Origin of the sequence: Bacillus sp. 37MA (genome assembly GCF_000372765.1) — a bacterium.
Lineage (GTDB): Bacteria > Bacillota > Bacilli > Bacillales > Domibacillaceae > Domibacillus > Domibacillus aminovorans.
The window spans coordinates 3636147-3659740 of sequence record NZ_KB889752.1; the positions used below are offsets into that span (position 1 = coordinate 3636147).

At 41.0% G+C, this 23594-nt stretch carries 23 protein-coding genes, 1 pseudogene and 2 riboswitches; of the genes and pseudogenes, 10 read left to right on the forward strand and 14 right to left on the reverse strand.

The features are described 5' to 3' along the window. Positions 1-2 precede the first annotated feature (2 nt). The 3 genes from A3M5_RS0120025 (at position 3) to A3M5_RS0120035 (ending at position 3194) form a co-directional block, all read left to right on the forward strand. Positions 3-692 carry a phosphoribosylaminoimidazolesuccinocarboxamide synthase gene (locus A3M5_RS0120025; RefSeq protein WP_018395552.1) on the forward strand — a complete coding sequence of 230 codons (690 nt, stop codon included), beginning with the start codon at positions 3-5 and terminating at the stop codon, positions 690-692. A 95-nt stretch (positions 693-787) separates the two neighbouring features. Continuing rightward, the gene (locus A3M5_RS0120030) at positions 788-1681 is read left to right on the forward strand and encodes an acyl-ACP desaturase (protein ID WP_018395553.1); all 894 of its coding nucleotides are present in this window, start codon (positions 788-790) and stop codon (positions 1679-1681) included. A 181-nt stretch (positions 1682-1862) separates the two neighbouring features. Continuing rightward, complete coding sequence (locus A3M5_RS0120035) at positions 1863-3194, forward strand: DUF2252 domain-containing protein (protein WP_018395554.1); 1332 nt, start codon at positions 1863-1865, stop codon at positions 3192-3194. A gap of 79 nt (positions 3195-3273) precedes the next feature. Here A3M5_RS0120035 and A3M5_RS0120040 read toward each other — a convergent pair whose 3' ends face one another. From A3M5_RS0120040 to argJ, 4 genes are all read right to left on the reverse strand, one after another. Continuing rightward, positions 3274-3588: a DMT family transporter gene (locus tag A3M5_RS0120040; protein ID WP_018395555.1), complete on the reverse strand. Its 315-nt coding sequence runs from the start codon at positions 3586-3588 to the stop codon at positions 3274-3276. After that, on the reverse strand, positions 3585-3938 hold the full coding sequence (locus tag A3M5_RS0120045) for a DMT family transporter (RefSeq protein WP_018395556.1): 354 nt from the start codon (positions 3936-3938) through the stop codon (positions 3585-3587). The genes A3M5_RS0120040 and A3M5_RS0120045 overlap by 4 nt, the downstream gene beginning before the upstream one ends. 7 nt (positions 3939-3945) lie before the next feature. Then, positions 3946-4494, reverse strand: a complete 549-nt coding sequence (locus A3M5_RS0120050; protein ID WP_018395557.1) for a TetR/AcrR family transcriptional regulator — start codon at positions 4492-4494, stop codon at positions 3946-3948. Between the two features lie 86 nt (positions 4495-4580). Further along, positions 4581-5729: a bifunctional glutamate N-acetyltransferase/amino-acid acetyltransferase ArgJ gene (argJ, locus tag A3M5_RS0120055; RefSeq protein WP_018395558.1), complete on the reverse strand. Its 1149-nt coding sequence runs from the start codon at positions 5727-5729 to the stop codon at positions 4581-4583. 167 nt (positions 5730-5896) lie between these two features. On the opposite strand from argJ, the gene A3M5_RS0120060 reads away from it, so the two are divergent. From A3M5_RS0120060 to metE, 3 genes are all read left to right on the forward strand, one after another. Further along, a complete protein-coding gene (locus A3M5_RS0120060) occupies positions 5897-6355 on the forward strand; it encodes an N-acetyltransferase (RefSeq protein ID WP_018395559.1) in 459 nt (152 codons plus the stop codon). Between the two features lie 127 nt (positions 6356-6482). Continuing rightward, a complete protein-coding gene (locus tag A3M5_RS0120065) occupies positions 6483-7955 on the forward strand; it encodes an alpha-amylase (protein ID WP_018395560.1) in 1473 nt (490 codons plus the stop codon). A gap of 58 nt (positions 7956-8013) precedes the next feature. Beyond that, positions 8014-8117: riboswitch (SAM riboswitch) on the forward strand. A 45-nt stretch (positions 8118-8162) separates the two neighbouring features. Then, positions 8163-8351, forward strand: a riboswitch (cobalamin riboswitch). 168 nt (positions 8352-8519) lie between these two features. Beyond that, positions 8520-10781, forward strand: a complete 2262-nt coding sequence (gene metE, locus A3M5_RS0120070) for a 5-methyltetrahydropteroyltriglutamate--homocysteine S-methyltransferase (RefSeq protein WP_018395561.1) — start codon at positions 8520-8522, stop codon at positions 10779-10781. Between the two features lie 83 nt (positions 10782-10864). Here metE and A3M5_RS0120075 read toward each other — a convergent pair whose 3' ends face one another. Together A3M5_RS0120075 and A3M5_RS0120080 are read right to left on the reverse strand one after the other, a co-directional pair. Next, a complete protein-coding gene (locus A3M5_RS0120075) occupies positions 10865-11176 on the reverse strand; it encodes a DMT family transporter (RefSeq protein WP_018395562.1) in 312 nt (103 codons plus the stop codon). Next, a complete protein-coding gene (locus A3M5_RS0120080) occupies positions 11176-11532 on the reverse strand; it encodes a DMT family transporter (RefSeq protein WP_018395563.1) in 357 nt (118 codons plus the stop codon). Before A3M5_RS0120080 ends, A3M5_RS0120075 begins: the two co-directional genes overlap by 1 nt. Before the next feature lie 239 nt (positions 11533-11771). On the opposite strand from A3M5_RS0120080, the gene A3M5_RS23360 reads away from it, so the two are divergent. Then, the gene (locus A3M5_RS23360; protein ID WP_018395564.1) at positions 11772-13679 is read left to right on the forward strand and encodes a sigma-54 interaction domain-containing protein; all 1908 of its coding nucleotides are present in this window, start codon (positions 11772-11774) and stop codon (positions 13677-13679) included. Beyond that, a pseudogene (locus tag A3M5_RS24955) lies at positions 13676-13984 on the forward strand (5-methyltetrahydropteroyltriglutamate--homocysteine S-methyltransferase); the annotation flags it as partial. The gene A3M5_RS23360 and the pseudogene A3M5_RS24955, both read left to right, overlap by 4 nt. 36 nt (positions 13985-14020) lie before the next feature. Here the strand turns inward: A3M5_RS24955 and A3M5_RS0120095 are convergent. The 3 genes from A3M5_RS0120095 to A3M5_RS0120105 all read right to left on the reverse strand — a co-directional run bounded on the left by A3M5_RS0120095 (position 14021) and on the right by A3M5_RS0120105 (position 17659). Then, a complete protein-coding gene (locus tag A3M5_RS0120095; protein ID WP_018395566.1) occupies positions 14021-15670 on the reverse strand; it encodes a glutamine--tRNA ligase/YqeY domain fusion protein in 1650 nt (549 codons plus the stop codon). 78 nt (positions 15671-15748) lie between these two features. Further along, on the reverse strand, positions 15749-17215 hold the full coding sequence (gene putP, locus A3M5_RS0120100) for a sodium/proline symporter PutP (RefSeq protein ID WP_018395567.1): 1467 nt from the start codon (positions 17213-17215) through the stop codon (positions 15749-15751). Between the two features lie 114 nt (positions 17216-17329). Continuing rightward, entirely contained in the window at positions 17330-17659 is a 330-nt protein-coding gene (locus A3M5_RS0120105) for a hypothetical protein (RefSeq protein WP_018395568.1), read from the reverse strand. Between the two features lie 175 nt (positions 17660-17834). Between A3M5_RS0120105 and A3M5_RS0120110 the strand changes: the two genes are divergently transcribed. Then, positions 17835-18422, forward strand: a complete 588-nt coding sequence (locus A3M5_RS0120110) for a DNA-3-methyladenine glycosylase (protein ID WP_026221847.1) — start codon at positions 17835-17837, stop codon at positions 18420-18422. Between the two features lie 36 nt (positions 18423-18458). Here the strand turns inward: A3M5_RS0120110 and A3M5_RS0120115 are convergent, their stop codons facing one another. Next, entirely contained in the window at positions 18459-18668 is a 210-nt protein-coding gene (locus tag A3M5_RS0120115) for a YczO family protein (RefSeq protein WP_332455483.1), read from the reverse strand. Between the two features lie 94 nt (positions 18669-18762). Here A3M5_RS0120115 and A3M5_RS0120120 point away from each other — a divergent pair, with 94 nt between their 5' ends. Further along, positions 18763-19905: a DEAD/DEAH box helicase gene (locus tag A3M5_RS0120120; RefSeq protein ID WP_018395571.1), complete on the forward strand. Its 1143-nt coding sequence runs from the start codon at positions 18763-18765 to the stop codon at positions 19903-19905. Between the two features lie 37 nt (positions 19906-19942). Here the strand turns inward: A3M5_RS0120120 and A3M5_RS0120125 are convergent, their stop codons facing one another. The 4 genes from A3M5_RS0120125 to A3M5_RS0120145 all read right to left on the reverse strand — a co-directional run bounded on the left by A3M5_RS0120125 (position 19943) and on the right by A3M5_RS0120145 (position 23497). Then, on the reverse strand, positions 19943-20581 hold the full coding sequence (locus tag A3M5_RS0120125) for a FusB/FusC family EF-G-binding protein (protein WP_026221848.1): 639 nt from the start codon (positions 20579-20581) through the stop codon (positions 19943-19945). Between the two features lie 157 nt (positions 20582-20738). Then, positions 20739-21002, reverse strand: a complete 264-nt coding sequence (locus A3M5_RS0120130) for a CD3324 family protein (protein ID WP_018395573.1) — start codon at positions 21000-21002, stop codon at positions 20739-20741. 255 nt (positions 21003-21257) lie between these two features. After that, positions 21258-21941 carry a Dph6-related ATP pyrophosphatase gene (locus tag A3M5_RS0120140; protein WP_332455477.1) on the reverse strand — a complete coding sequence of 228 codons (684 nt, stop codon included), beginning with the start codon at positions 21939-21941 and terminating at the stop codon, positions 21258-21260. Beyond that, positions 21941-23497, reverse strand: a complete 1557-nt coding sequence (locus tag A3M5_RS0120145; RefSeq protein WP_018395575.1) for an ABC-F family ATP-binding cassette domain-containing protein — start codon at positions 23495-23497, stop codon at positions 21941-21943. The genes A3M5_RS0120140 and A3M5_RS0120145 overlap by 1 nt, the downstream gene beginning before the upstream one ends. Positions 23498-23594: the final 97 nt, after the last annotated feature.

The following is a 23594-nucleotide window of genomic DNA, read 5'->3' on the forward strand; positions in this document are numbered from 1 at the left end:
AAATGGAACGCATTTATACAGGTAAAACGAAAGATGTATTTAAATTGGAAGATGGCAATTTTTTATTAAAATTTAAAGATGATGTGACAGGCGAAAATGGTGTCTTTGACCCAGGTGCGAATACGGTTGGTTTGACAATTGAAGGTGCCGGACAAGCAGGTCTTCGTTTGACAAAATTCTTTTTTGAAAAGTTACAAGAAAAGGGCATTCCTACACATTATATCGATGCGAACATTGAAGAAGCGACGATGACAGTCAAGCCGGCGAACGTGTTTGGCAAGGGACTTGAAGTCATTTGCCGCTACCGTGCAGTGGGCAGCTTTCTCCGCCGCTACGGTGCATACGCAACAGATGGACAGGAACTGGATGCGTTCGTAGAAGTAACGATTAAAGATGACGAGCGTGAAGATCCGCCGATTACAAGCGATGCACTTGATATGCTCGGTATTTTGACGAAAGAAGAATATGCTGTGTTAAAAGAGCAGACACAAAAAATTGGCGCCGTTGTGAAAGAGGAAATGGCGAAAAAAGGGCTTGATTTGTATGATATTAAATTCGAATTTGGCCGTGAGCAAGGAACAGGCACTATCCTTTTAATCGATGAAATTTCCGGTGGAAACATGCGTGCATACAAAGCTGGAGAATATATTGAGCCACTCAAACTTGAGCAATTAATGCTTGCTGGCAAATAAAAAACAAACTACCTGAAAAAACGACTTTTCAGGTAGTTTGTTTATTTTTTTGGGTACAATAGACAATTAAGAACGATTGTAAAGGGGGGAGATGTATGTTAACAAATGATCTCGATTTTCGTCTTGAACCGAGGCTGATTGAACTGTATGAGGAACATAAAAAGCGTTCGGCAAAAATCGATTGGGGTTACCATGAATTTTTACCTTGGGATAAGGCACAGGATTTTCGCCGTGTGCCTTGGGATGCAAGCCAAGTCACATTGCCGCCAAGCATCGTTACAGCCATTGAAACCGCCCTTCTGACAGAAGTAAACTTACCGTGGTTTACATCGCATTTGGCGCAAACATTTAGGGGATCGCTGTCAATTATAAAAGATTTTGTTCATACGTGGACAGCAGAAGAAGATCAGCATTCTAATTTACTCGAAACGTATTTGCTCATTACACGCAGCGTAGATCCGAGCCGTTTGCATGAGCTTCATAAGATGACCGTGGAAAATGGCTGGAGCCCGGATTTCCATACGCCGTTTGAAACGATGGTGTATACATCTATGCAGGAACTTGCGACGATGGTGTTTTACAACAATGTCTCGAAAGAAGCAAACAAACATGATCTGGATCTAGGCCGTCTTTTACGTCGTCTAGCAAAAGATGAAACACTGCATTATGCGTTTTACCGTGACGTTATCAAGTTCCATTTGCAGCTTGAACCGAACTACTGTTACCATCTCGGACATGTTATTAAAAACTTTCAGATGCCTGGGGCCGTCATGCCGGACTTTGAAGACCGGATGGCGATTATTGCAAAAGAAGCGAACTATGGACCGCTCGAATATTTTGACCAAGTACTGGATGTCATCATTGATTATTGGGACATTGAAAACTTACGCCCGATTGCACCGGAAGCGGAAAAAGAACGTCTCGATATTTTGAAATATCATGCACGGATGAAACGTGTGAAAGAACGATTCCAGCGTCAGCAAAAATAACAATGTATGATGATCCTGCCTTTAAGGGCGGGATTTTCGATCGGTATGACTATTGTAATTGTCATTCATCTATTTAAAATTCAGTTTCCGATCTAGTCATTTTCGTAAGCGCAGTTTTTTAAGCCGCGTTTTTTGGGTTATGGTAGAATGGAATGGATGAGATATGGAAGGGGGATTTCCGATGATTGGAAACTGGATGGACGATGTACAGAAAACGCGGCGAGCGCTCCGGTCAAATTTACTCGAAACGGTACTCAATGAATTTGACGCGCGTATTATCGGATTAAATCATGAAAAACGAAAGCATAAATATAGACAGATGACGGAAAATCCATTTCGTTTTTTCCGGGGAAGTGCATACTTATTTTATTATGATGTGACGAAAATCCCATTTTCTTTTCATACACCAGATGATAAACCGACCTGGATTCAAGGAGATATGCACGTTGAAAATTTCGGTGCGTTTCAAAATAGCGAAGGCGATCTTGTATATGATGCGAACGACTTTGACGAAGGCTATTTGGGCTCATATGTATACGATTTGCTGCGCATGACTGTGAGTATTGCCTTGTACTGCGAGCAGTATGGTTTTGACAATGCGGAAGAAAGAATGCATGTGTTTCTCGAATCGTATTACAAACAGTTGAACATGTTTGTAAAAGGAAAAGAAGACCCTGTCACCTTTTTTTACACAACGAAGAATACAAAAGGACCGATCCGCAAAGTATTAAAAAAGTTGGAGAAGCGTGATTCAGCACGTCTTCTGAAGCGATGGACTGTACCGGAAGACGCTACACGTGTGTTTGAATTGTCTTCAGAATTTGTACAGGTGACACAGAAAGAACGAGAAAAAATCGAAGCTGTCTGGCCGGAGTATATTGATAGCCTAGACGCGGAAGACCGAAAAAAAAGCGCATTTTATGCAATCAAGCATATTGTCCGCAAACATGGTTCTGGTACCGCCTCGATTGGACTTGACCGCTATTATATTTTAATAGAAGGGAAACAGGACTGTGATCAGCAAATGGATGATATTATTTTGGAAATGAAAGAAGTGCGCGCGCCTGTCCCGGCTTATTTTGTGCCATATAATGAAGAATTCTGGGCGAAATACAGCCACCAAGGAGAACGTGTTGTGACGACACAAAAAGCGATGCATCATCATGATGATCCGCTGCTAGGATATGTGACGATTGATAACCGGCATTTTTATGTGCGTGAACGGTCGCCGTATAAAAAACGGGTGAAGTCGGAAGATATTGAAAACGAGAAGGAATTTGATCAAGTACTTGATGTGTACGGCGGCATTGCGGCCAAAATACATGCGCGCGCAGATGCCGATGTTGAAGATGCGCTGCTTTCTTATCATAGTGAAGAAGAAATTTTAAACGCGATTGGAGACGATTACGATGCATTTGCCGCACAACTCGTCTTTTTATCAAAAGCCTACAAAGAACAAGTCAAACAGGATTATGTATTGTTCTGTGGCTGGCTTAATTATAAGTTTACTTAATTAAGAAAAAACTGTCCGCTTACAGACAGTTTTTTCGTAGGAAATTCTTTTTTAGCGTAAACAAAATACATACATTTATTTAGGCGAAAACTTTTAATCCAACGACAGACATAATGATTATTGTAATAAAAGCTAAACGTTTTGCATCACGAGGTTCGTTGTAAATAAGCATGCCGATCATTGTACTGCCAACTGTCCCAATTCCGGTCCATACTGCATAAGCTGTCCCCATTGGAATCGCGGTCATCGCAATCGATAAAAAAAGAAGGCTTAAACTGAAACCGCCGATAAGAACGACCCATGACAACACACTTTTTCGTACGTTTATCATTGACATGCCGGTTACACCGGCTACTTCAAACAGCCCAGCAAGAATTAATAGAGACCACATCATGAGACAGACACATCCTTTTCTGCCTTTTCATCGTTTTCAGCCGTCACGACTTTTAATCCGATAATGCCGAGGACGAGTACAGTAATTAATGCAATTTTGATCCAGCTGACTGGTTCACCAAACATCGTCATTTCAAAAATGACCGCGCCGGCACTGCCAATCCCGACAAATACGGCGTATACGGTCGTTGTAGGCAGTTGTTTTGAGCAATAAATGAGCAGCCAAAAACTGGCCGTTAACGCGATGATTGTCAATACCCATTCAATAAAACTATCAGCATACTTCAGTCCGGCAACCCAGCCAACTTCGGTAAAGCCCGCAAGTAAGACAAGAAACCATTTATTAGTCATATTCATTTTATCCTTTCTTAATACTGTTCCAAAAAAAGCGCCACGATACGTCAAGGCGTTTTTCTGTGCGTTCACGGCTTCCATAACAGAGTTCAACTAAAATACTATCAAGAATAATCGTATACATCGCTGCTGTGTCGGCAATGTCAATCTTTCGAATGGTGCCCGTTTTGATTCCTTCTTGCAAAATTCCTCTTGATTTTTCTTCCAATGCATCTAAATAATCATAAAACCGTTTTAAAATATCCTCTTTTAAATGATCTGGCGGGAAAAAAGAACTCGTAATTAAAAAGCGAAATAAAGCATCATTAGCGTACCGTTTTACATAATTGTTGAGAAATTCAAAAAGCGAAGAGTATTCATGTAAAATACGCCATTCAGCTGCAAAAGCATCGTCAATAAGTGTTGAAAACAAATGTTCTTTGCTCTTAAAATGAGCATAAATAGACGGTTTTTTAATTCCAACTTGTTCACTGATTTGTGCAAGTGATGTTCCCGCATATCCATGTTCCGCAAATAGAGCTGCCGCTTCTATTTTAATCTTATCAGCACTCAAAAAAACACCTTCCTACCGTTCGTTAGTTTTAACATAGCACCATTTGTTAAAAAAAGCAAATAAAAAACCGCATAATGCGGTTTTTTTTAAGTAGTATATTCACCATTAATTTTCACATAATCATACGACAAATCACAGCCCCATACGGTCGAAGTTCCTGGGCCGTCGCCGAGTGAAATTCGGATTAACACTTCATTGTTTTTTAAATACTCTTCCAATTCAGCACGTTTATCTTCCGTAGGTGCTCCGTCTTTAAACACGTAAACATCCGCAAATGAAACAGACACAGCTTCTGTATTCACTTTGTCTGTCGAGTTGCCGATCGTCGACATAATGCGGCCCCAGTTCGGATCTTCACCGAAAATCGCTGTTTTCACAAGCGGTGAATTAATAATTGATTTGCCAATTTTTTTCGCTATAACGTCATCATCGGCCCCAGTCACTTGCACTTCAACTAATTTCGTTGCGCCTTCACCATCGCGTGCAATTTCTTTCGCAAGATCGATGCATAGATCTGTTAAAACAGACTCAAATTCCACGAGGTCTACGTCTCCAGCGAGTCCATTCGCCATGATTACAACGGTATCACTCGTGCTCGTATCGCCATCGACTGATACGCTATTAAACGAAACATCGACTGCACGCTTCAGCATTTTTTGCAAATGAGTGGGTTCAATTGCGGCATCGGTCAAAATATAGCTGAGCATCGTCGCCATATTCGGTTCAATCATGCCAGATCCTTTTGCCATCGCGGAAATGGTTATACCGCCAACTTGTCTCGTGCGAAATTTCGGATATGTATCCGTCGTCATAATCGCTTTAGCTGACTGTTCAAGCCCATCTTCAGTCAACTGATTTTTCAGCCCAGGAATGGCTGTCAATATTTTCTCAACCGGGAGCGGTACACCGATGATCCCTGTTGAAGAAGGGAGGACGTCATTTGAATGAATGGCCAGTTCTTGTGCAACAGCTGCCGTTACTTTTCGCGCATCTTCAAGCCCTTTTTTACCCGTTGCCACGTTGGCATTTTTGCTGTTGACAGCAATCGCCTGCAAATATCCATCCGCGACACTTTCTTTGCCGATTACAATCGGTGCCCCGCAAAACTGATTTTTTGTGAACATAGCAGCTGCTGAAGCCCGAACATCTGAAAATAAAATTGTAAAATCAAGTGTATTATCTTTAATGCCCGCATTGACCGAGCACGATTTAAAGCCTTTTGGAAAGGTATTCAAATAAAATCCTCCTAGTAACAATATAGTGGTTTTATTATACAACGTAACATTGATATACGGGAAGAGTATTTGAATATTTATTCAAATAAAATGAATAACAGTCTTGACATATGTGAGAAAGTGAGTAAAATATAAAGATAACATAAGGAAAGAAAGGGTGAGAAATCATGATCGAAGTACGCAAAGCGGTGCTGGCTGACGTGGAGCAAGTATTTGAACTCGTGAATCAATATGCAAATGAAGGGCTGATGCTGCCACGAACGTATGAGTCGCTCGTGTTGAATTTACAGGCGATATTTGTCGCGGAAGAGGAGGGTGAGATCCTCGGAATCGCTAGCCTTGCGATACTTGGCCATGATCTCGCCGAAATTCGTTCGCTCGGTGTAACGGAAAAAGCAAAAGGACGCGGCATTGGAAAAATGCTCGTCAAACGAGTTGTCGAAGAAACGAAAAAAATCGGTATACCAAAACTTATTTCGCTTACGTATCAAGTTGTCTTTTTTGAAAAATGCGGTTTTGAAATCATTCAAAAAACAGAAATGCCGCAAAAAGTATGGACGGATTGCATTCATTGTCCGAAGTTTCCAAGCTGTGATGAAATTGCGATGGCAATTAAAACAGCATAGTAACTAAGAACGGTTGTCTCACATTTGAGACAGCCTATTTTTTTTTGTAGGCCGGTCGTTTTTTTTTGAAAATCGGGTATAAGTAAAGTTAGACAGTTTTCATATGCAGATGACAGGAGAGAAGAAAATGGAACGTAATCGTACAATGATGCAGTTTTTTGAATGGCAGCTGCCAGCGGATCAAAAGCATTGGAGGCGCCTTAAGGAACGAGCAAAGGAATTAAAAGAAGCAGGCATTGGTGCTGTATGGGTGCCGCCTGTAACAAAAGGGCAGTCTGACAAAGATACCGGATACGGTGTGTACGATTTTTATGATCTCGGTGAATTTGATCAAAAAGGAACAATTGCAACGAAATACGGAAGGAAAGAAGAGCTTGAACAGGCAATTAAAGCATGTCACGATGAAGGTATACTTGTGTACATCGACGTTGTCATGAACCATAAAGCAGGTGCGGATGACAAAGAAACATTCAAAGTCATTGAAGTGGATCAGAAAGACCGGAAAAAAATTATTTCAGAAAAGCCATTTGATATTGAAGGCTGGACGAAATTTACGTTTCCCGGACGAAAAGGCAAATATTCTGATTTTGAATGGACTTTTGAACATTTTAACGGCACGGATTATAATGCAAAAGAAGACCGGACCGGTATTTTTCGCATTGAAGGCGAGCATAAAAAGTGGAATGAAAATGTCGATGATGAATTTGGCAATTATGACTACTTAATGTTTGCGAACATTGATTATAACCACCCGAAAGTGCGTGAAGAAATGATCCGATGGGGTAAGTGGATGGCTAAAACGCTTAATTGTGACGGCTACCGCTTGGATGCCATTAAACATATTGATTATGAATTTATTGATCAATTTACGAAAGAAGTACAGGATGAGCGAGGCAAGGATTTCTTTTTCGTCGGCGAGTTTTGGGTACCAGAACTGGATGATTGTGAACATATGATTAAAGAAGCAGACGGCCGTATTCATTTGTTTGACGTACCGCTTAAATATAATCTATACGGTGCCTCACAGCAAGGTGCTAAGTATGATTTGCGGGAAATATTCAAGGGAACGATCGTTGAAACCTATCCTCAAAACGCGGTCACATTCGTTGATAACCATGATACGCAGCCGAATGAATCGTTGGAATCCTTTTTAGCCGACTGGTTTAAACAAAGCGCTTATGCACTGACACTGCTTCGTAAAGATGGCTACCCATGTGTATTTTATGGGGATTACTATGGTATTGGCGGCGAGAAACCGATCAAAGGTAAAAAAGAAGCGATCGATCCATTATTATATAGTCGATTACATAAAGCATATGGGGATCAAGAAGACTATTTTGACCATCCAAATACAATCGGCTGGGTGCGGCGCGGCGTTGAAGAAATCGAACGTTCAGGCTGCGCTGTTGTCATTAATAACAGCGAGGAAGGCGGTCAAAAAAGAATGTTTGTCGGTGAAGAACGTGCCGGAGAAAAATGGGTTGATTTCGTGAAAACGCGTGAAGACATTATTGAAATTGATGAAGGTGGCTGGGCAACATTCCCGGTTAATGCAGGCGGCGTTTCTGTCTGGGGACTACCAGAGAAAGATGTCGAATAAAGTTGACACAAAAAAAAGTGCATGATAGAATCTTCGTAATCATTAAAAAGAATATATACTCTTATAAAGAGCGGCGGAGGGACTGGCCCTATGAAGCCCGGCAACCATCAGAAATGAAAGGTGCTAATTCCAGCAAAGCATGATCGCTTTGGGAAATGAGAGGTTTATGATGAAATAAACTTCCTGTTTTCGAGTAGGAAGTTTTTTAATTTAATACAAGCATATGGTGAAATGCAGCAGTTCAGCATTTCTTAAAAGGGAAGTCCGGTGAAAGTCCGGTACGGTCGCGCCACTGTAATGGGGAGTTTTTCATAAAACCACTGTTTCATTTGAAATGGGAAGGAATGAAAAACGCTGAACCAGAGTCAGGAGACCTGCCATATGTACGCACTTTTTATGCTCTACGCGTTATAGAGAGGAGTGGTCGAAAATGATGAATGCCGCGATGTATGATGATCTCAATCCCGGTTGATTTATATTCTGCTCTCTTTCTGTTACAGAAAGAGAGCTTTTTTATGGAAATCACCATAATTTGAGGGAAATCATCTTACAGGAGTGAAGAAAATGAACAGTTATTTAACGTCAGTATCGGGATACCCGCGCATTGGAGAAAAAAGAGAATGGAAACGGTCTATTGAAAAATACTGGTCCGGTGAAACGAAACAAACGGATTTTTTGCAGGAAATGAAAGAACTTCGCCTTGGCTATTTACGCATCCAGAAAGAAAAAGGAATCGACATGATTCCGGTCGGAGACTTTAGTTTTTATGATCATGTCCTTGATACGGCTTCGATGTTTGGCCTTGTACCGGAACGTTTTGAATACGATGGAGGCAGTGTATCGCTTGATCTATATTTTCAAATGGCACGCGGGTCAAAACAAGCTGTAGCTATGGAAATGACCAAATGGTTTAATACAAACTATCACTATATCGTTCCGGAATTAAACAAATGCACGCCATTGCTTGTGCATAATCGTCCGCTTGACCTGTTTTTAGAAGCAAAAAATGAAGCGGGTATTACAGGGAAGCCTGTGGTCATTAGCCCGTTCACATTTGTGAAGCTAGGAAAGGGCTATACGCCAGAAGAATTTGGATCCACTGTTTATGCGCTGCTGCCGCATTATGAAACGGTCATTCGTGAGTTAAGTGAAGCAGGTGCTGATTGGATTCAAATTGACGATCCATCGCTACAATTCACGCTGACAGAAGAAGAAAAAGAAATTGTTACAAATGTATACGATGCTCTTTCAAAAGCGAAAGGAACGAGTCGCCTTCTTATTCAGACGTATTTTGATTCAATCGATGACTACACGTTTGTCACGTCACTTCCAGTTGACGGGTTCGGGCTTGATTTTGTTCATGATCGGGGAGAAAATGCATCAAGCATTGAAGAAAAGGGGTTTCCGGAAGAAAAAGTTCTTTTTGCCGGTGTGATTAACGGACGAAATATTTGGAGAGCGGATGTGCGTGAACAGTGGGAGCTGCTAAAATCACTTACAGCCCATACGAGTGAAGAACGTCTAATCATACAGCCATCATGCAGCCTTTTGCACGTGCCGGTTACGACAGAATCGGAAGCGAAAATGCCTGAATTTCTAAAAGAGGGACTCGCGTTTGCGAACGAAAAGCTGGATGAACTTCAATTATTGCAATCAGCGCTTCGTGAAAAAGAATTGCTGAATTATGTAGCACCTGTTATTCCAGGAAGAGATAGTGTTCACGTTCAAAAAGAAGTGAAGCAAGCGGAACTTGATACAGGAGACAGGTCACGTCCATTTGCTGAACGACAAGTATTACAGCGTGAAAAGTTCCAGCTGCCTTTATTACCGACAACGACGATTGGAAGTTTCCCACAAACAACAGAAGTAAGGAAAAAACGTCAGCAATGGCGTAAAAATGAACTATCAGCAGCTGATTATGCGTCGTTTATCAAACAGGAAATGAAAAAGTGGATTGACATTCAAGAAAAGCTGGATCTCGATGTTCTCGTTCACGGTGAATTTGAACGGACGGACATGGTTGAATTTTTTGGTGAAAAGCTGAAAGGTTTTTATTTTACACAGTTTGCCTGGGTGCAGTCGTACGGCTCGCGTTGTGTAAAGCCGCCGGTTATTTACGGGGATGTTGATTTTATTAATGAGCTGACAGTAAAAGAAACCGTATATGCACAGTCTTTGACAAGCCGTCCTGTAAAAGGAATGCTGACAGGGCCGGTGACGATTTTTAACTGGTCATTCGTTCGTGAAGATGTGCCAAAGGCGACCGTGATGAATCAAATTGCGCTTGCTCTTCGGAAAGAAGTAAAAGCACTTGAAACACAGGGCATCCATATGATTCAAGTGGATGAACCGGCGATCCGAGAAGGGCTTCCGTTGAAAAAACGAAATGAGCAAGAGTATCTTAATTACGCGGTCAAGGCATTTAAGTTATCTGTCTCAACGGTGGAGCCAGACACGCAAATTCACACGCATATGTGCTATTCTGATTTTGAAAAGATCATTGACAGCATTTCTGCGATGGATGCGGACGTTATTTCAATTGAAACGTCAAGAAGCCATGGCGAGTTGATCAGCGCATTTGAAAGCTACCATTATGATAAAGAAATCGGGCTTGGTGTCTATGACATTCACAGTCCGCGGGTGCCGATGAAAGAAGAAATAATTCAAAACATCAGTCGTGCGTTACGCGTACTTGATCCGAAGCAATTTTGGGTCAATCCGGATTGTGGACTGAAGACACGTAAAGAAGAAGAAACAATCGCTGCCTTAAAGGTGATGGTCGAAGCGGCAAAAGAAGTGCGTGAACAAATAAAAGCCAGCGTTTAATGAAAAAGGTTCCTGCATTCGCAGGAACCTTTTAGCCTGCAGACAAAAGCTTCATTTTGAAAGCGATTGTCTGTAGTTTCCTTTTAAGCGGTTAATTTTAAGCCAACGGCAGAGATTAAAATAACGGCAATGCATAGTATTCTTGTCCAATCTCTTGATTCACCAAATAAACACATTCCTAGTACGGCAGAACCAACGGTGCCAATACCTGTCCAAATCGCATAAGCCATTCCCATCGGGATTTCTTTCATTGCATAAGATAACATCAGAAAGCTCAACCCAAAGGAAAGAATCATGTAATAAAGAGCATACTTTTGTTTTTCGCCTAACTTTTTAACATTTAATACTCCTATTACTTCAAAACATCCTGCTGCTACTAATGCTAACCAAGACACTAGGCAACCTCCTCCTGTTTTTTAAATTCTGATGAGTCTTCCCTACTGCTTAACACTTTCAATCCGACAACGCCACCTAGCAGCGTAGCAATAAGCAAAATTTTAACCGGACTAAAAGGTTCTCCAAACACGACCATTTCAACTAAAACGGTACCAGCTGTTCCTATTCCAGCAAAAACTGCATACAGTGTCCCTACTGGTAAACTTCTTGAAGCAATCGTTAGCAAAAAGAAACTAACAGTGATAGTAATAACTGTCATCAACAATTCGAAAGCGTTACTCGAATGCTTTAAACCAGAGACCCACAAAATCTCTAACGCTCCTCCTAAAAAGACAAATAGCCAATTTCGGTTCATCTTATTTCCCCTTTCTTTTAATTAAATTGAATTCATGTTTTCTTAAATAAGGCTTTCCCTATTCAGAATATTCCCCCTTATAAAACTATTACTTTATATATAATGCAAGTTTTGTGCCAAAACCTCCCCCTATAAAACAGTGCTAGATTAATTACAAAAATTCATTTTTGTAATTTTAATTCAATAGTAAAATCGCTATACTAGCCTTAATCGTATTTATAAATAAGGAGATGCAGAAAATGAAGAAAAATTACTCTAGATCATTCTCCTCATTAATATTAGCTAAACAGAAAGCTCAAGCTTTTAAATCAATGCTACTGTCCATTTACGATGAAGTTATGATTACCGACCCTAACGGAATTATTATAGAAAGGGCGGGAGAAGTTAAGGGGTTATGGGAAGCTTATCAAGATAAGATCATCGGCAAAAATCTGTTTGAACTTGAAACAACCACGTTTTTCGGTGAACCTTCGATACAAACCTTATTGAATCAACATAAGACGTCCATTATTCAAACTTCCTGGCATGGAAAAAAAATACTGGTGACAAGTTACCAACTGAATTCTAGTAATACTGGGAATTTAATAATGTGGGGAATCAAAAACATTACAGAAAACAATTCCCTTGATATGGAAGATTCAGAAGGGAAAGACACTGGTCCTATTAAATCAAAAAATCTCTCAACCCCTCTTGTCGTTCACAGTCAAAAAATGTTAGATGTACTCCACATGGCTGAAATGGTTTCCGATGTTCCATCAACCGTCCTTTTACTGGGAGAATCGGGAGTAGGAAAAGAAATGATTGCCAAAGCCATTCATGAGATGGGGCATAGAAGAGCACAGCCATTTATAGCGATTAACTGTGGGGCTATTCCTGAAAATTTATTAGAAAGTGAATTGTTCGGATATGAGGGAGGGGCATTTAGTGGGGCAAGAAAGACCGGAGCTTCCGGCAAGTTTGAACTCGCTAATCACGGGATCCTCTTTCTAGATGAAGTTGCCGAACTGCCTCTCAACCTACAAGTGAAGTTACTGCGGGCTCTCCAGGAAAGAGAAATCACACCGTTAGGAGGCTCCAAGCCAATAAAACTGAACATTCAAGTGATTGCTGCTACTAATAAATCACTTGAAAAAATGGTCGAAAGCGGAGAATTTAGAGAGGATCTTTATTATCGTTTAAATGTGGTTCCTATAGAAATTCCTCCATTAAGAGAGAGAGTGGAGGATATCCCTTATTTAATTTATCATTTCGTTCAAAAATATAATCAATTATATAACAGAAACGTTCAAATCTTGCCTGATGCCATTGAAATCCTTTCTATTTATAATTGGACCGGAAATGTTAGGCATTTGGAGAATGTTATTGAGCGTATTGTTGTTACTAGCAGACATCCCGCAGTAGACGCCATTGCTGTTCAAAAGAGTTTACCAAGGAAGACAGAAACGATAAAAGAGCCACCCGTATTCAAGCACATTATGCCCTTACAAGAGGCGATTGATCTTGTTGAAGAGCAATTAATCAATATGGCGATGGAGCAATATAAATCAGTCAAACTTGCTGCTAAAGTGCTCGAGGTAAGTCAGCCAACAATGAGTAGAAAATATAAAAAAATCCGTGAAAAAATACAGCAGGCAAATCTTTCACCATCTAATAAGAGGAGAATTCTCGAAGAACAATTGGATAAACAATTACGTTCCATAGCAATTGTTACTGCCGCCATTATTCATCCTGAAGAAGTTATCCAATTGGAAAAAAATATTTCTCCTTCAAATCCTGCCTATCAGAAATTACAAAAAAAATTCACAATGATCCGAGAACAAGAGGGAAGCATAGAGTGGATGTACATCTTTAAATTTATAGACAGTAAAAGTATGCTCCATCTTGTAGCCGACGAGGATTTTGTAATAAAACCTGGAGAACTCTATAAAGGACCGCCTGAGATGATGGATGTCGCGTGTGCAGCGATGAAGGGAAAAGTGGGAGTAACACCATTGTATCAAGACATTTACGGAGAATGGAAAACTAGTTTCGCTCCTATATTTGATCAAACTGGAAACGTCATTGCCCTAATCGGATATGAATACAGCAAATCATATGTCAACTCTGAAATTAAAAGATTAGGGAAAACATTAAACATTATCATATAGACACTGATGTTATTTCAATTGAAACGTCAAGAAGCCATGGCGAGTTGATCAGCGCATTTGAAAGCTACCATTATGATAAAGAAATCGGGCTTGGTGTCTATGATATTCACAGCCCGCGGGTGCCGATGAAAGAAGAAATAATTCAAAACATCAGTCGTGCATTACGCGTACTTGATCCGAAGCAATTTTAGGTCAATCCGGATTGTGGACTGAAGACACGTAAAGAAGAAGAAACAATCGCTGCCTTAAAGGTGATGGTCGAAGCGGCAAAAGAAGTGCGTCAACAATTAACTGCCATCGTTTAATGAAAAAAGGTTCCTGCGTCGGCAGGAACCTTTTTCTTATAATTTAAATGAACTTTTCAATGAAACGATGCGGTTAAAGACTGGTTTACTCGGCTCCGAATGTTTCGGGTCTACATTAAAGTAGCCGTGACGGAAAAATTGCAGCTTTTCCTGCGCTTCAATGTTTTCTAGATTCGGCTCAATAAAGCCGTTGATCACTTCAAGCGAATTTGCATTAACATAATCCAAAAACGTTTTGTCTTCTGATTCAGCCATTTCTTCATCGAGAATGAGTGGTTCGTATAAACGGAATTCAGCTGGCAGTGCATGCGAGGCATCTACCCAATGAATCGTGCCTTTCACTTTACGGCCTGTGAAGCCAGATCCGCTTTTCGTATCCGGATCGTATGTGCAGTGAATTTCTGTTACATGGCCATCTGCATCTTTAATGACGTCTTCACATTTAACAAAATAAGCATGCTTTAAGCGAACTTCATTGCCAGGGAAGAGACGGAAATATTTTTTCGGTGGCTCTTCCATAAAGTCTTCCTGCTCAATATAAATTTCACGAGAAAAAGGAATCTTTCGTGTACCCATCTCGGGATTTTCAGGATTCACTTCTGCATCAAGCCATTCGACTTGTCCTTCCGGATAGTTCGTAATGACAAGCTTCAATGGACGAAGCACGCCCATCGTGCGTGGTGCTTTCAGCTTTAAATCTTCCCGAACGAAATGATCAAGCATTGCTGAATCAACCGTACCGGACCCTTTTGAGACTCCTGTTTCTTTCACAAAGTCACGGATTGCCTCTGCTGTAAAACCACGGCGGCGCATGCCAGAAATTGTTGGTAAGCGCGGATCATCCCAGCCGTCCACAAACTCACCATCGACAAGCTGCTTCAGCTTTCTCTTACTCATAACCGTATTCGTAATATTTAAACGGCCAAACTCAATTTGTTGCGGCTGGGTGTCCATTTCGCATTCACGCACAACCCACTCATAAAGAGGACGGTGGTCTTCAAATTCAGTCGTACAAAGAGAATGTGTCACACTTTCAATGGCATCTTCGAGCGGATGAGCGAAATCGTACATCGGATAAATACACCACGCATCTCCCGTATTATGATGAGACGTATGAGAAACGCGGTATAGGACTGGGTCACGCAAATTTAAATTTGGCGACGTCATATCGATTTTCGCACGGAGCACTTTGCTGCCGTCCTCAAATTCACCATTCTTCATCCGGTCAAATAAATCAAGGTTTTCTTCTTTTGTGCGGCTGCGGTGCGGGCTTTCTTTGCCTGGCTCTGTCAATGTGCCACGGTATTCGCGAATTTCGTCCGCTGTTAAATCGTCGACATACGCAAGTCCCTTTTGAACAAGTAAGACAGCACGTTTATACATTTCACCGAAATAATTTGATGCAAAGCGGAGTTCGTCCCACTCATAGCCAAGCCACGATACATCTTCTTTAATTGAATCAACGTACTCTTGGTCTTCTTTCAGCGGGTTTGTATCATCAAACCGTAAATTTGTTTTTCCGTTAAAATCGTCGGCAAGACCAAAGTTAATAACGATTGATTTTGCGTGCCCGATATGAAGGTAACCGTTTGGTTCGGGTGGAAAGCGAGTAATTACGTTATCGTGCCGTCCTGATTCCATATCTTGTTTAATAATCGTTCTGATAAAGTTGGATGATTGTTCCAAATTGAGACCAGCCTTTCTTTGTTAAAGTCATGTATGTTTATTATATTTCACTGACAGCGCGAAAGAAAGGCTTCGACATTAATCTTTCATTTGTGCAGTAAGTTTGTCAAATCGTTCTGTCGTTTCTTTCGCTGGTTTTGTCATTAGACTGACAATGACAATGGCTAGAAGTGACACAGCAAAACCGGGAATAATTTCATACAACGTGTCAGATAAATGGAGCACATTCGACCAAATAATAATCGTTGCAGCACCAGTCACCATACCGGCAAGCGCCCCCCATTTTGTCATGCGTTTCCAGTACAAGCTCAGTAAAATGACCGGACCAAATGCGGCACCGAAGCCTGCCCATGCATAACTGACTAGTTTTAAAATCGTATCATTTTGTTCCCAGGCAAGTGCAAGTCCAATGATAGAAATGATCAACACAGAGAGACGGCCTAAAAAGACGAGCTCTTTATCAGAAGCATCACGGCGGAAAAACGTTTTATACAAGTCTTCTGTCAGTGAACTAGACGTAACAAGAAGTTGTGATGAAATCGTACTCATGACGGCTGCTAAAATCGCCGATAATACAAAGCCTGTAATGATCGGATGGAACAAAATTTCACCTAATGCGATAAAAATGGTTTCGCTGTTTTCAAGCACTAATCCATTCATCGAGTAATAGGCAATACCGAGAAATCCAGTAAACAATGCACCCAACGTAGAGAAAATCATCCAGCCCATGCCAATCCGGCGAGCTGTTTTTATATCTTTTCGAGACGTGATCGCCATAAACCGGACGATAATGTGCGGCTGGCCGAAGTAGCCAAGTCCCCATGCGAATAGGGAAACAATACCAAGAATACTTTGACCTTGAAAAATGTCGAGTAATTTGGGATCAATGGATCGTACTTCTGATACAGCTGTTCCAAGACCGCCAATTTCAATCAATGCGACAATCGGCACAAGAACTAATGCTGTTACCATAATGATTCCCTGAACAAAATCCGTCCAGCTGACTGCTAAAAAGCCGCCAAATAATGTATACGCCACGACTATGCCTGTGACGACAAATAAACCAATGCGATAATCCATGTCGAACGTTGTATTAAATAATACCCCACCGGACACCATACCGGATGACACGTAAAACGTGAAGAAAATCAAAATAACGAGCCCAGAAATAAGGCGGAGCATTTTAGAGCTATCATCAAACCGGTTTTCTAAAAAGCCGGGAATGGTAATCGAATCATTCGCAATTTCGGTATATGTGCGCAGTCGTGGGGCAACGAATAGCCAGTTTGCCCACGCACCAAGGGTTAAGCCGAATACAATCCAGGATGAGCTAATCCCTGTTAAAAACATTGCGCCAGGCAGTCCCATTAATAACCAGCTGCTCATATCAGATGCGCCGGCAGACAGTGCCGTTACTGCTGGACCGAGCCCGCGTCCCCCAAGCATGTAATCTGTTAAATTGGACGTTTTCTTATACGCTAACCATCCAATGAGCAACATGACTGCCATGTAAATGACAATTGAAACAATCAGTAAATAATCCATCAAGACATCCTTTCGTTTTTAAAGCGTAACGGTATCCATTATAACGAAAATAATTTCTTTGTAAAAAAACAGGAGCATCTGATCAGTGTCAGATGCTCCATCGCTCCCATTATATCAAGTGTTCGCCGTTTTTTTACTTTTTGTTGAATCAACAGCTGTCTTTGCGAAAAACTTCGCATTTTCAGGAATTTGCTTCGTTTCATTTATGGTCAATGTAACCGCCTGCTTTGCATAATCTACATCGGCTATAAGCTGCTCTTGATGAACTTTCAATTCATCTGTTTCAGACTTAATTTTATCTGCTTCAGTTTGAATGCGTGTTTGTACCGCTTTTAACTGATCGATTTTCGGCTTCATTGATTTGAATGTGCCAAGGGCCGAAATACCGAAATAAATAAGTGCCCCTACCATAATTGCAAGACTGATCCAGCCGATCCATTCCATACCAAAAACCTCCATTGAAATCTGTGCTTTTTACTACTTTACCCTAAATCGGGGCAATTGTAACAGTAAAATGTTGAAAAAACACTGGGAGCGGATTAATCGAGTGTGAAAAAGGTAAAATGAAAGAGAGAGGTGACGTTGAATGAGACAGGTGAATGAAGAATTACCGAGTGAAATGAACAATTATAAGCCGATAGGTAATGGTTTTTTTGAACAGCCAACGCTTACATTGGCACGAAACTTACTCGGCTGTCTGCTCGTGAAAGAAATGGACGAGGGGATCGCATCCGGTTTTATTGTTGAAACAGAAGCGTACTGTGGGCCGCTTGACAAGGCAGCACATAGTTTTAATAATCGACGGACGAAGCGGACGGAAGTGATGTTTGCAGAAGCCGGGAACGTATATACGTATTTGATGCATACGCATTGCTTAGTGAATGTTGTAAGTGGGGCAGTCGATACGCCAGAAGCTGTGCTCATTCGCGCGGTGGAACCATATGAGGGCATTGATCTTATGTTTGAACGGAGAGGCGACACGACGATGAAAAATTTGACGAGCGGGCCAGGGAAGTTGACGAAAGCACTTGGTATTAACATGACCGATTACGGTAGACGCTTTGATGAACCGCCGATTTACATTGCATCGGGATTTACGCCGAATGATATTTCGATAGGTCCACGCATCGGCATTCCGAATAGCGAGGAAGCGAAAGACTACCCGTGGCGCTTCTGGGTGACGGGAAATGCGTACGTATCGCGTTGAATGTAACAAAGCAGCAAAGGCAGCACAAGGCTGCCTTTATCCTGGAAATTTCTTTTCACTCGACGATGAATCTTTCGTATGGTGTTTATTTTTTTCATCGAACTGCTGGAATTTCAAATCTTCAAGCGGAATGGAATCTACGGTTTGTTCTTCTTTAAACTTATCATATATGCTTTCTTTGTCTGTTTCGAGCTGGTCAGGGTTATCCATTTTTCCTTGATCACGTTTTTTCTCCAATTTTTTCACCTCAAAAGGAATCATAATCTTTATACTAACCTTAATTTGTCATTGTTAAACATGTGAAAACAATGGATAATGAAAAAAACGAGAAGGAGCCTTTATGTCAAATCAACCAACATTTTTATCATCATTACAGCCATTTTTGCAGGAAGCATGGCAAAAAGCGGAGTTTAAGCAGTCAATGCCAGTGCAGGAAGAAGCGATTCCATTGCTGCTTGAAGGACACGATGTAATCGCGGAATCACCTACAGGAACAGGAAAGACACTTGCGTATGTATTGCCAATGCTAAACAAAATTGATCCGAAACGCCAACAAGTCCAGGCGGTCGTCATGGCGTCATCACGGGAACTGATCATGCAAATTCAAGAAGAAATCCGCACATTTGGCGGGGGAGTGATCACGTCAGCTGGCATGATCGGCGGGGCGAACATTAAGCGTCAGACTGATCGATTAAAAAAACCGCCCCATATCGTATGTGGGACACCGGGTCGATTACTTGAACTCATCCAAATGAAAAAACTCAAAATGCATGAAGTCAAACTTATTGTATTAGATGAGGGAGATGAACTTTTCACAACTGCGCTAGCCGACCCAGTTCAATCCATTATTAAAGCATCGCTGAAAGACCGTCAGCTTGCTCTGTTCTCTGCGACATTGCCAGCGGCGGCAGAGAAAAAAGCGAAAGAAGTCATGAACGATCCGGAAATGGTGAAAATTTCAAAAGAAAGTTTGCCGGAAGAAGGAAATGTCCGCCATTTGTATTTCACATGTGAGTGGAAAGAAAAACAGCAAATGATTGAAAAAGTGATGCGCACGTTTGAACCGGAGCGGATACTTGCGTTCATTAAAGACATTACAGACGTCAATGTGATGTCAGAAAAGCTTGCGTATAAAGGCGTGAAAAATGGCGTACTGCACAGTGAACTTAGAAAAGAAGAGCGTGTCAAAGCAATTCGTGAATTCCGAAATGGCAAAGCACCACTATTATTTGCGACAGATGTCGCGGCTCGCGGACTCGATGTGAAAGGGCTCACTCACGTTTTGCATTTTGAAGCGCCGCACAATTCGCGTGAATATACGCACCGCTCCGGACGAACGGGACGTGCGGGAGGAGACGGAACGATTATCACACTTATTACGAGTGAGTTTCAGGAAAAAGAATTGAAGAAAATTGCCAGACAAATCGGCATTGAACTTGAAAAATATGAATTTTATAAAGGGAAAGCTGTCCCTGCAAAATAAACAAGGAACGTGCTAGCTTTAGCACGTTCCTTGTTTATTATTTACTTAGTCGTATCATAAAATCATGTAATTTATCCAACGTGATGATGTTTTGATTGCATTTTTGACTATCCAGACAAATATAGTTCCCTCTGTTAATAAAAGTACCATTTCCAGATACTTTTGCTTCTGACATAAACATACCGACTTCTTCATGACCATTGCACAGCGCACAAATTCCTTTTAGGTTTGAACGGGTAAAGGTGCCATACAGTCCGATAAGCTTCATGTGATGCGGAGCGACAATGTATTGTTTATTGGAGCCATTGTCATGCCAACCCAAATAAGAAATTTCTTTCCGTTCCTTGTCTTCTAATACAGGAACCTTTAATTTTTTTGCTTTTGGGAATAATTTTTTTATCGATTGTTCTGTTACGGCTTTAAACGGAATCACATACGGTTTTAATTGTAGCAGAAACGTTTCAGCATCCGCTTTTTCTTTAATTGTCACAATGGAGGCTATTAATTGTTCTTGCTCATCGGTCGTGTCCTCAAACAAATGGTATACTTTTTCTTCAGCGAGCGATTTGAGTGCTTTCAGAACATCTATATCGTTGCCGCTCGCGTGTCCGTTAATTAAAATCTTTGTTTGAGCTTTAATAAAGTTATACTGGTCACATCTTATAAAAGGATCTATTTTAATCACTCCCAATCATATTGCTCAGTTACTTTTTTTACTTTAACAGATGAATAAATATTGCGATATGGAGAAGATGATTAAGAAACAAAATCTACATAAAAAAACACTGATCATCTATTTACAAGATCATCAGTGCGGTCATTTTTGTTTCTCTTTATTTAGAATACACAATTTTTTTGATTGTTTCGACTGAGAGGAAATGGTCTTCAGCTAATTGATTCATCGTCGTACCGCTTTTAAAGTCCTTTTTAATGGCTTTATTTCGGTCGTCAATGAACTTTCTTTCGCCAGAACGTGTACCCCATTTTTGATAAGCTGTTTTAGGCTTAGGAATATAAATCGTTTCACCTTGAACATACTTTTGAATTTCTGCTATCAGCTGTTCGGGTAAAACAGTCGTTGCTTTTACATATTTCATTTCTGCCAGCCCCTTATTTTTGTTGAAAATGAAAATAAGGTGCAAAGCCAATGATATTAGAAATGATCTATGCTTATTTGGGCGATTTTAGATAAACGTTCACCCCATGCAAAGTATCGCCTTTCCAATATCAGGCTTTGCATGAGACGCTGCAGATTGTGGCAAACCAGTCACATTTACCATTCTTCCACCTCCTTAAAGCGTTTATGACGTAAACGCTTTTTAAATCCCATTTATTGTACAATAAATGAAACTTTACTGCATCTTGTTGCTTTTCAACAACTCTATGTCAAGACGGAATGATGTATCGAATTCGATTACATCGCCTGTTTTTAGAGCGATCGGTGTTTTAAAAAGAGGACCGTCATACACAAATGTATGAAACTCGCCATTTTCGCCCAATGGACAGCAATCCGTTTTTAAAATATCCTCTGCGAATGACTCATCTAACACTCGGCCAAGAAACGTAGCATCCATCATATCGCGCCGCACACGAATGATCATTGCTTTATAGCCAGTATCTATAAATCGCTCCAGCATCCGTGCACTTTCTGATTTTTTGCTTTGGAGTGGAAATATGGATTTAACACCGGCTGCTGCTGCCGTTTTTTCTCCCCATTCAATATGACCATCGAGATAAATATCACCAAACGCGATGCCAACAAGCGTAAATTTATCTTTCAACCGTTTCAAATCAGCAATAAAATCATCTGTATAATGATTGTATCGGCATCGAATAAAGTGAACCGGGATATTAAGTGACTTACTTTGTGCTTCGATCAATTCCATTTTTTCATCATGTCCGAATGTGCGGCCTGTTTCAATCGGTGCTGTCGTGATGAGACAGACAACATCTATACCCTGATTTCTTAACAAGTGAAGCGCCATCGTGCAGTCTTTGCCGCCGCTCCACGACAATGCATACCGTTTTTTCATCATCAAAATACCTTCGTCGTCCATGATTCGCCGTTCCAAATGTCTGTCACAATGTCTTGATAAAATTCAGGTTCATGTGAAATAAGGAGGATGCTTCCTTTAAAGGCCTTCAGCGCTCGCTTCAACTCTTCTTTTGCATCGACGTCAAGGTGATTGGTCGGCTCATCGAGAACGAGAACGTTGGACTCCTGATTAATTAATTTACACAGACGAACTTTTGCTTTTTCACCGCCGCTTAACACAGCAACTTTACTTTCAATATGTTTCGTCGTTAATCCACATTTAGCAAGTGATGAACGAATTTCATATTGCGTAAATGATGGGAATTCGGTCCACATTTCTTCAATACATGTGTTGTTGTTACTCGTTTTAATTTCTTGCTGGAAGTAGCCGATCAAAAGGTTTTCACCGCGTTCTACTTGGCCAGAAACCGGGGTGATTTCACCGAGCAGACTTTTCAGAAGCGTCGTTTTCCCGATCCCATTTGCACCGGTTAGAGCAATTTTTTGTCCGCGATCCATGCGCAAGTTCAGTGGGCTAGAAAGTGGCTCATCATATCCAATCACAAGGTCGCGTGCTTCAAAAATAAGTTTACTTGGTGTCCGTCCTTCTTTAAAACGGAATTCCGGTTTCGGGCGTTCAGACGCCAATTCAATAACATCCATTTTATCAAGTTTTTTCTGGCGGGACATCGCCATATTACTCGTTGAAGCACGCGCTTTATTACGGGCAACGAAATCTTTTAAGCCGGCAATTTCCTGCTGTTGCTTTTTAAATGCTGCTTCAAGTTGTTGTTTTTTCATTTCATGTACTCTCAAAAATTCATCATACGTACTGGCGTAGCGATTCAGTTCTTGATTTTCCATATGATAAATTAAATTGACGACACTATTTAAAAATGGAACATCGTGCGAAATGAGCACAAAGGCATTTTCATATTCTTGTAAGTAACGCTTCAGCCATACAATGTGCTGTTCGTCCAAATAGTTTGTCGGCTCATCCAAAAGTAAAATGTCCGGCTTTTCAAGGAGTAACTTTGCGAGCAATACTTTCGTCCGCTGTCCACCGCTCAAGTCATGAACATCACGATCAAGGCCAATGTCATCGAGACCGAGACCACGCGCTGTTTCTTCAATTTTTGCATCGATAATGTAAAAGTCATTATTTGTAAGAATGTCTTGCATCGTACCCGTTTCTTCAAGCAATGTCTCCAGTTCTTCTGGTGAAACATCTCCCATTTTCCCAAACAGTTCATTCATTTCCGTTTCGATATCAAACAAATATTGAAACGCCGTCCGGAGCACGTCGCGAACTGTCATGCCTTGCATTAATACTGCATGCTGATCAAGATAGCCGACACGGACATTTTTCGACCATTCAACTTTACCTTCATCCGGCTGCAATTCGCCGGTAATAATGTTCATAAACGTTGATTTGCCTTCACCATTCGCGCCGATAAGGCCGATATGTTCACCCTTTAATAGGCGGAAAGAAACATCATTAAAAATTACACGGTCGCCGAAACCATGGCTTAAGCGGCTTACTGATAAAATACTCATTGTTGTCAAAAACCTCGCGTTCTTTTTCTTATTATTATATCATTTTGCTTAAAAAAGCGGAGGAAAACTGGTGAACGGCGAGTAGTCAATGTAAAAT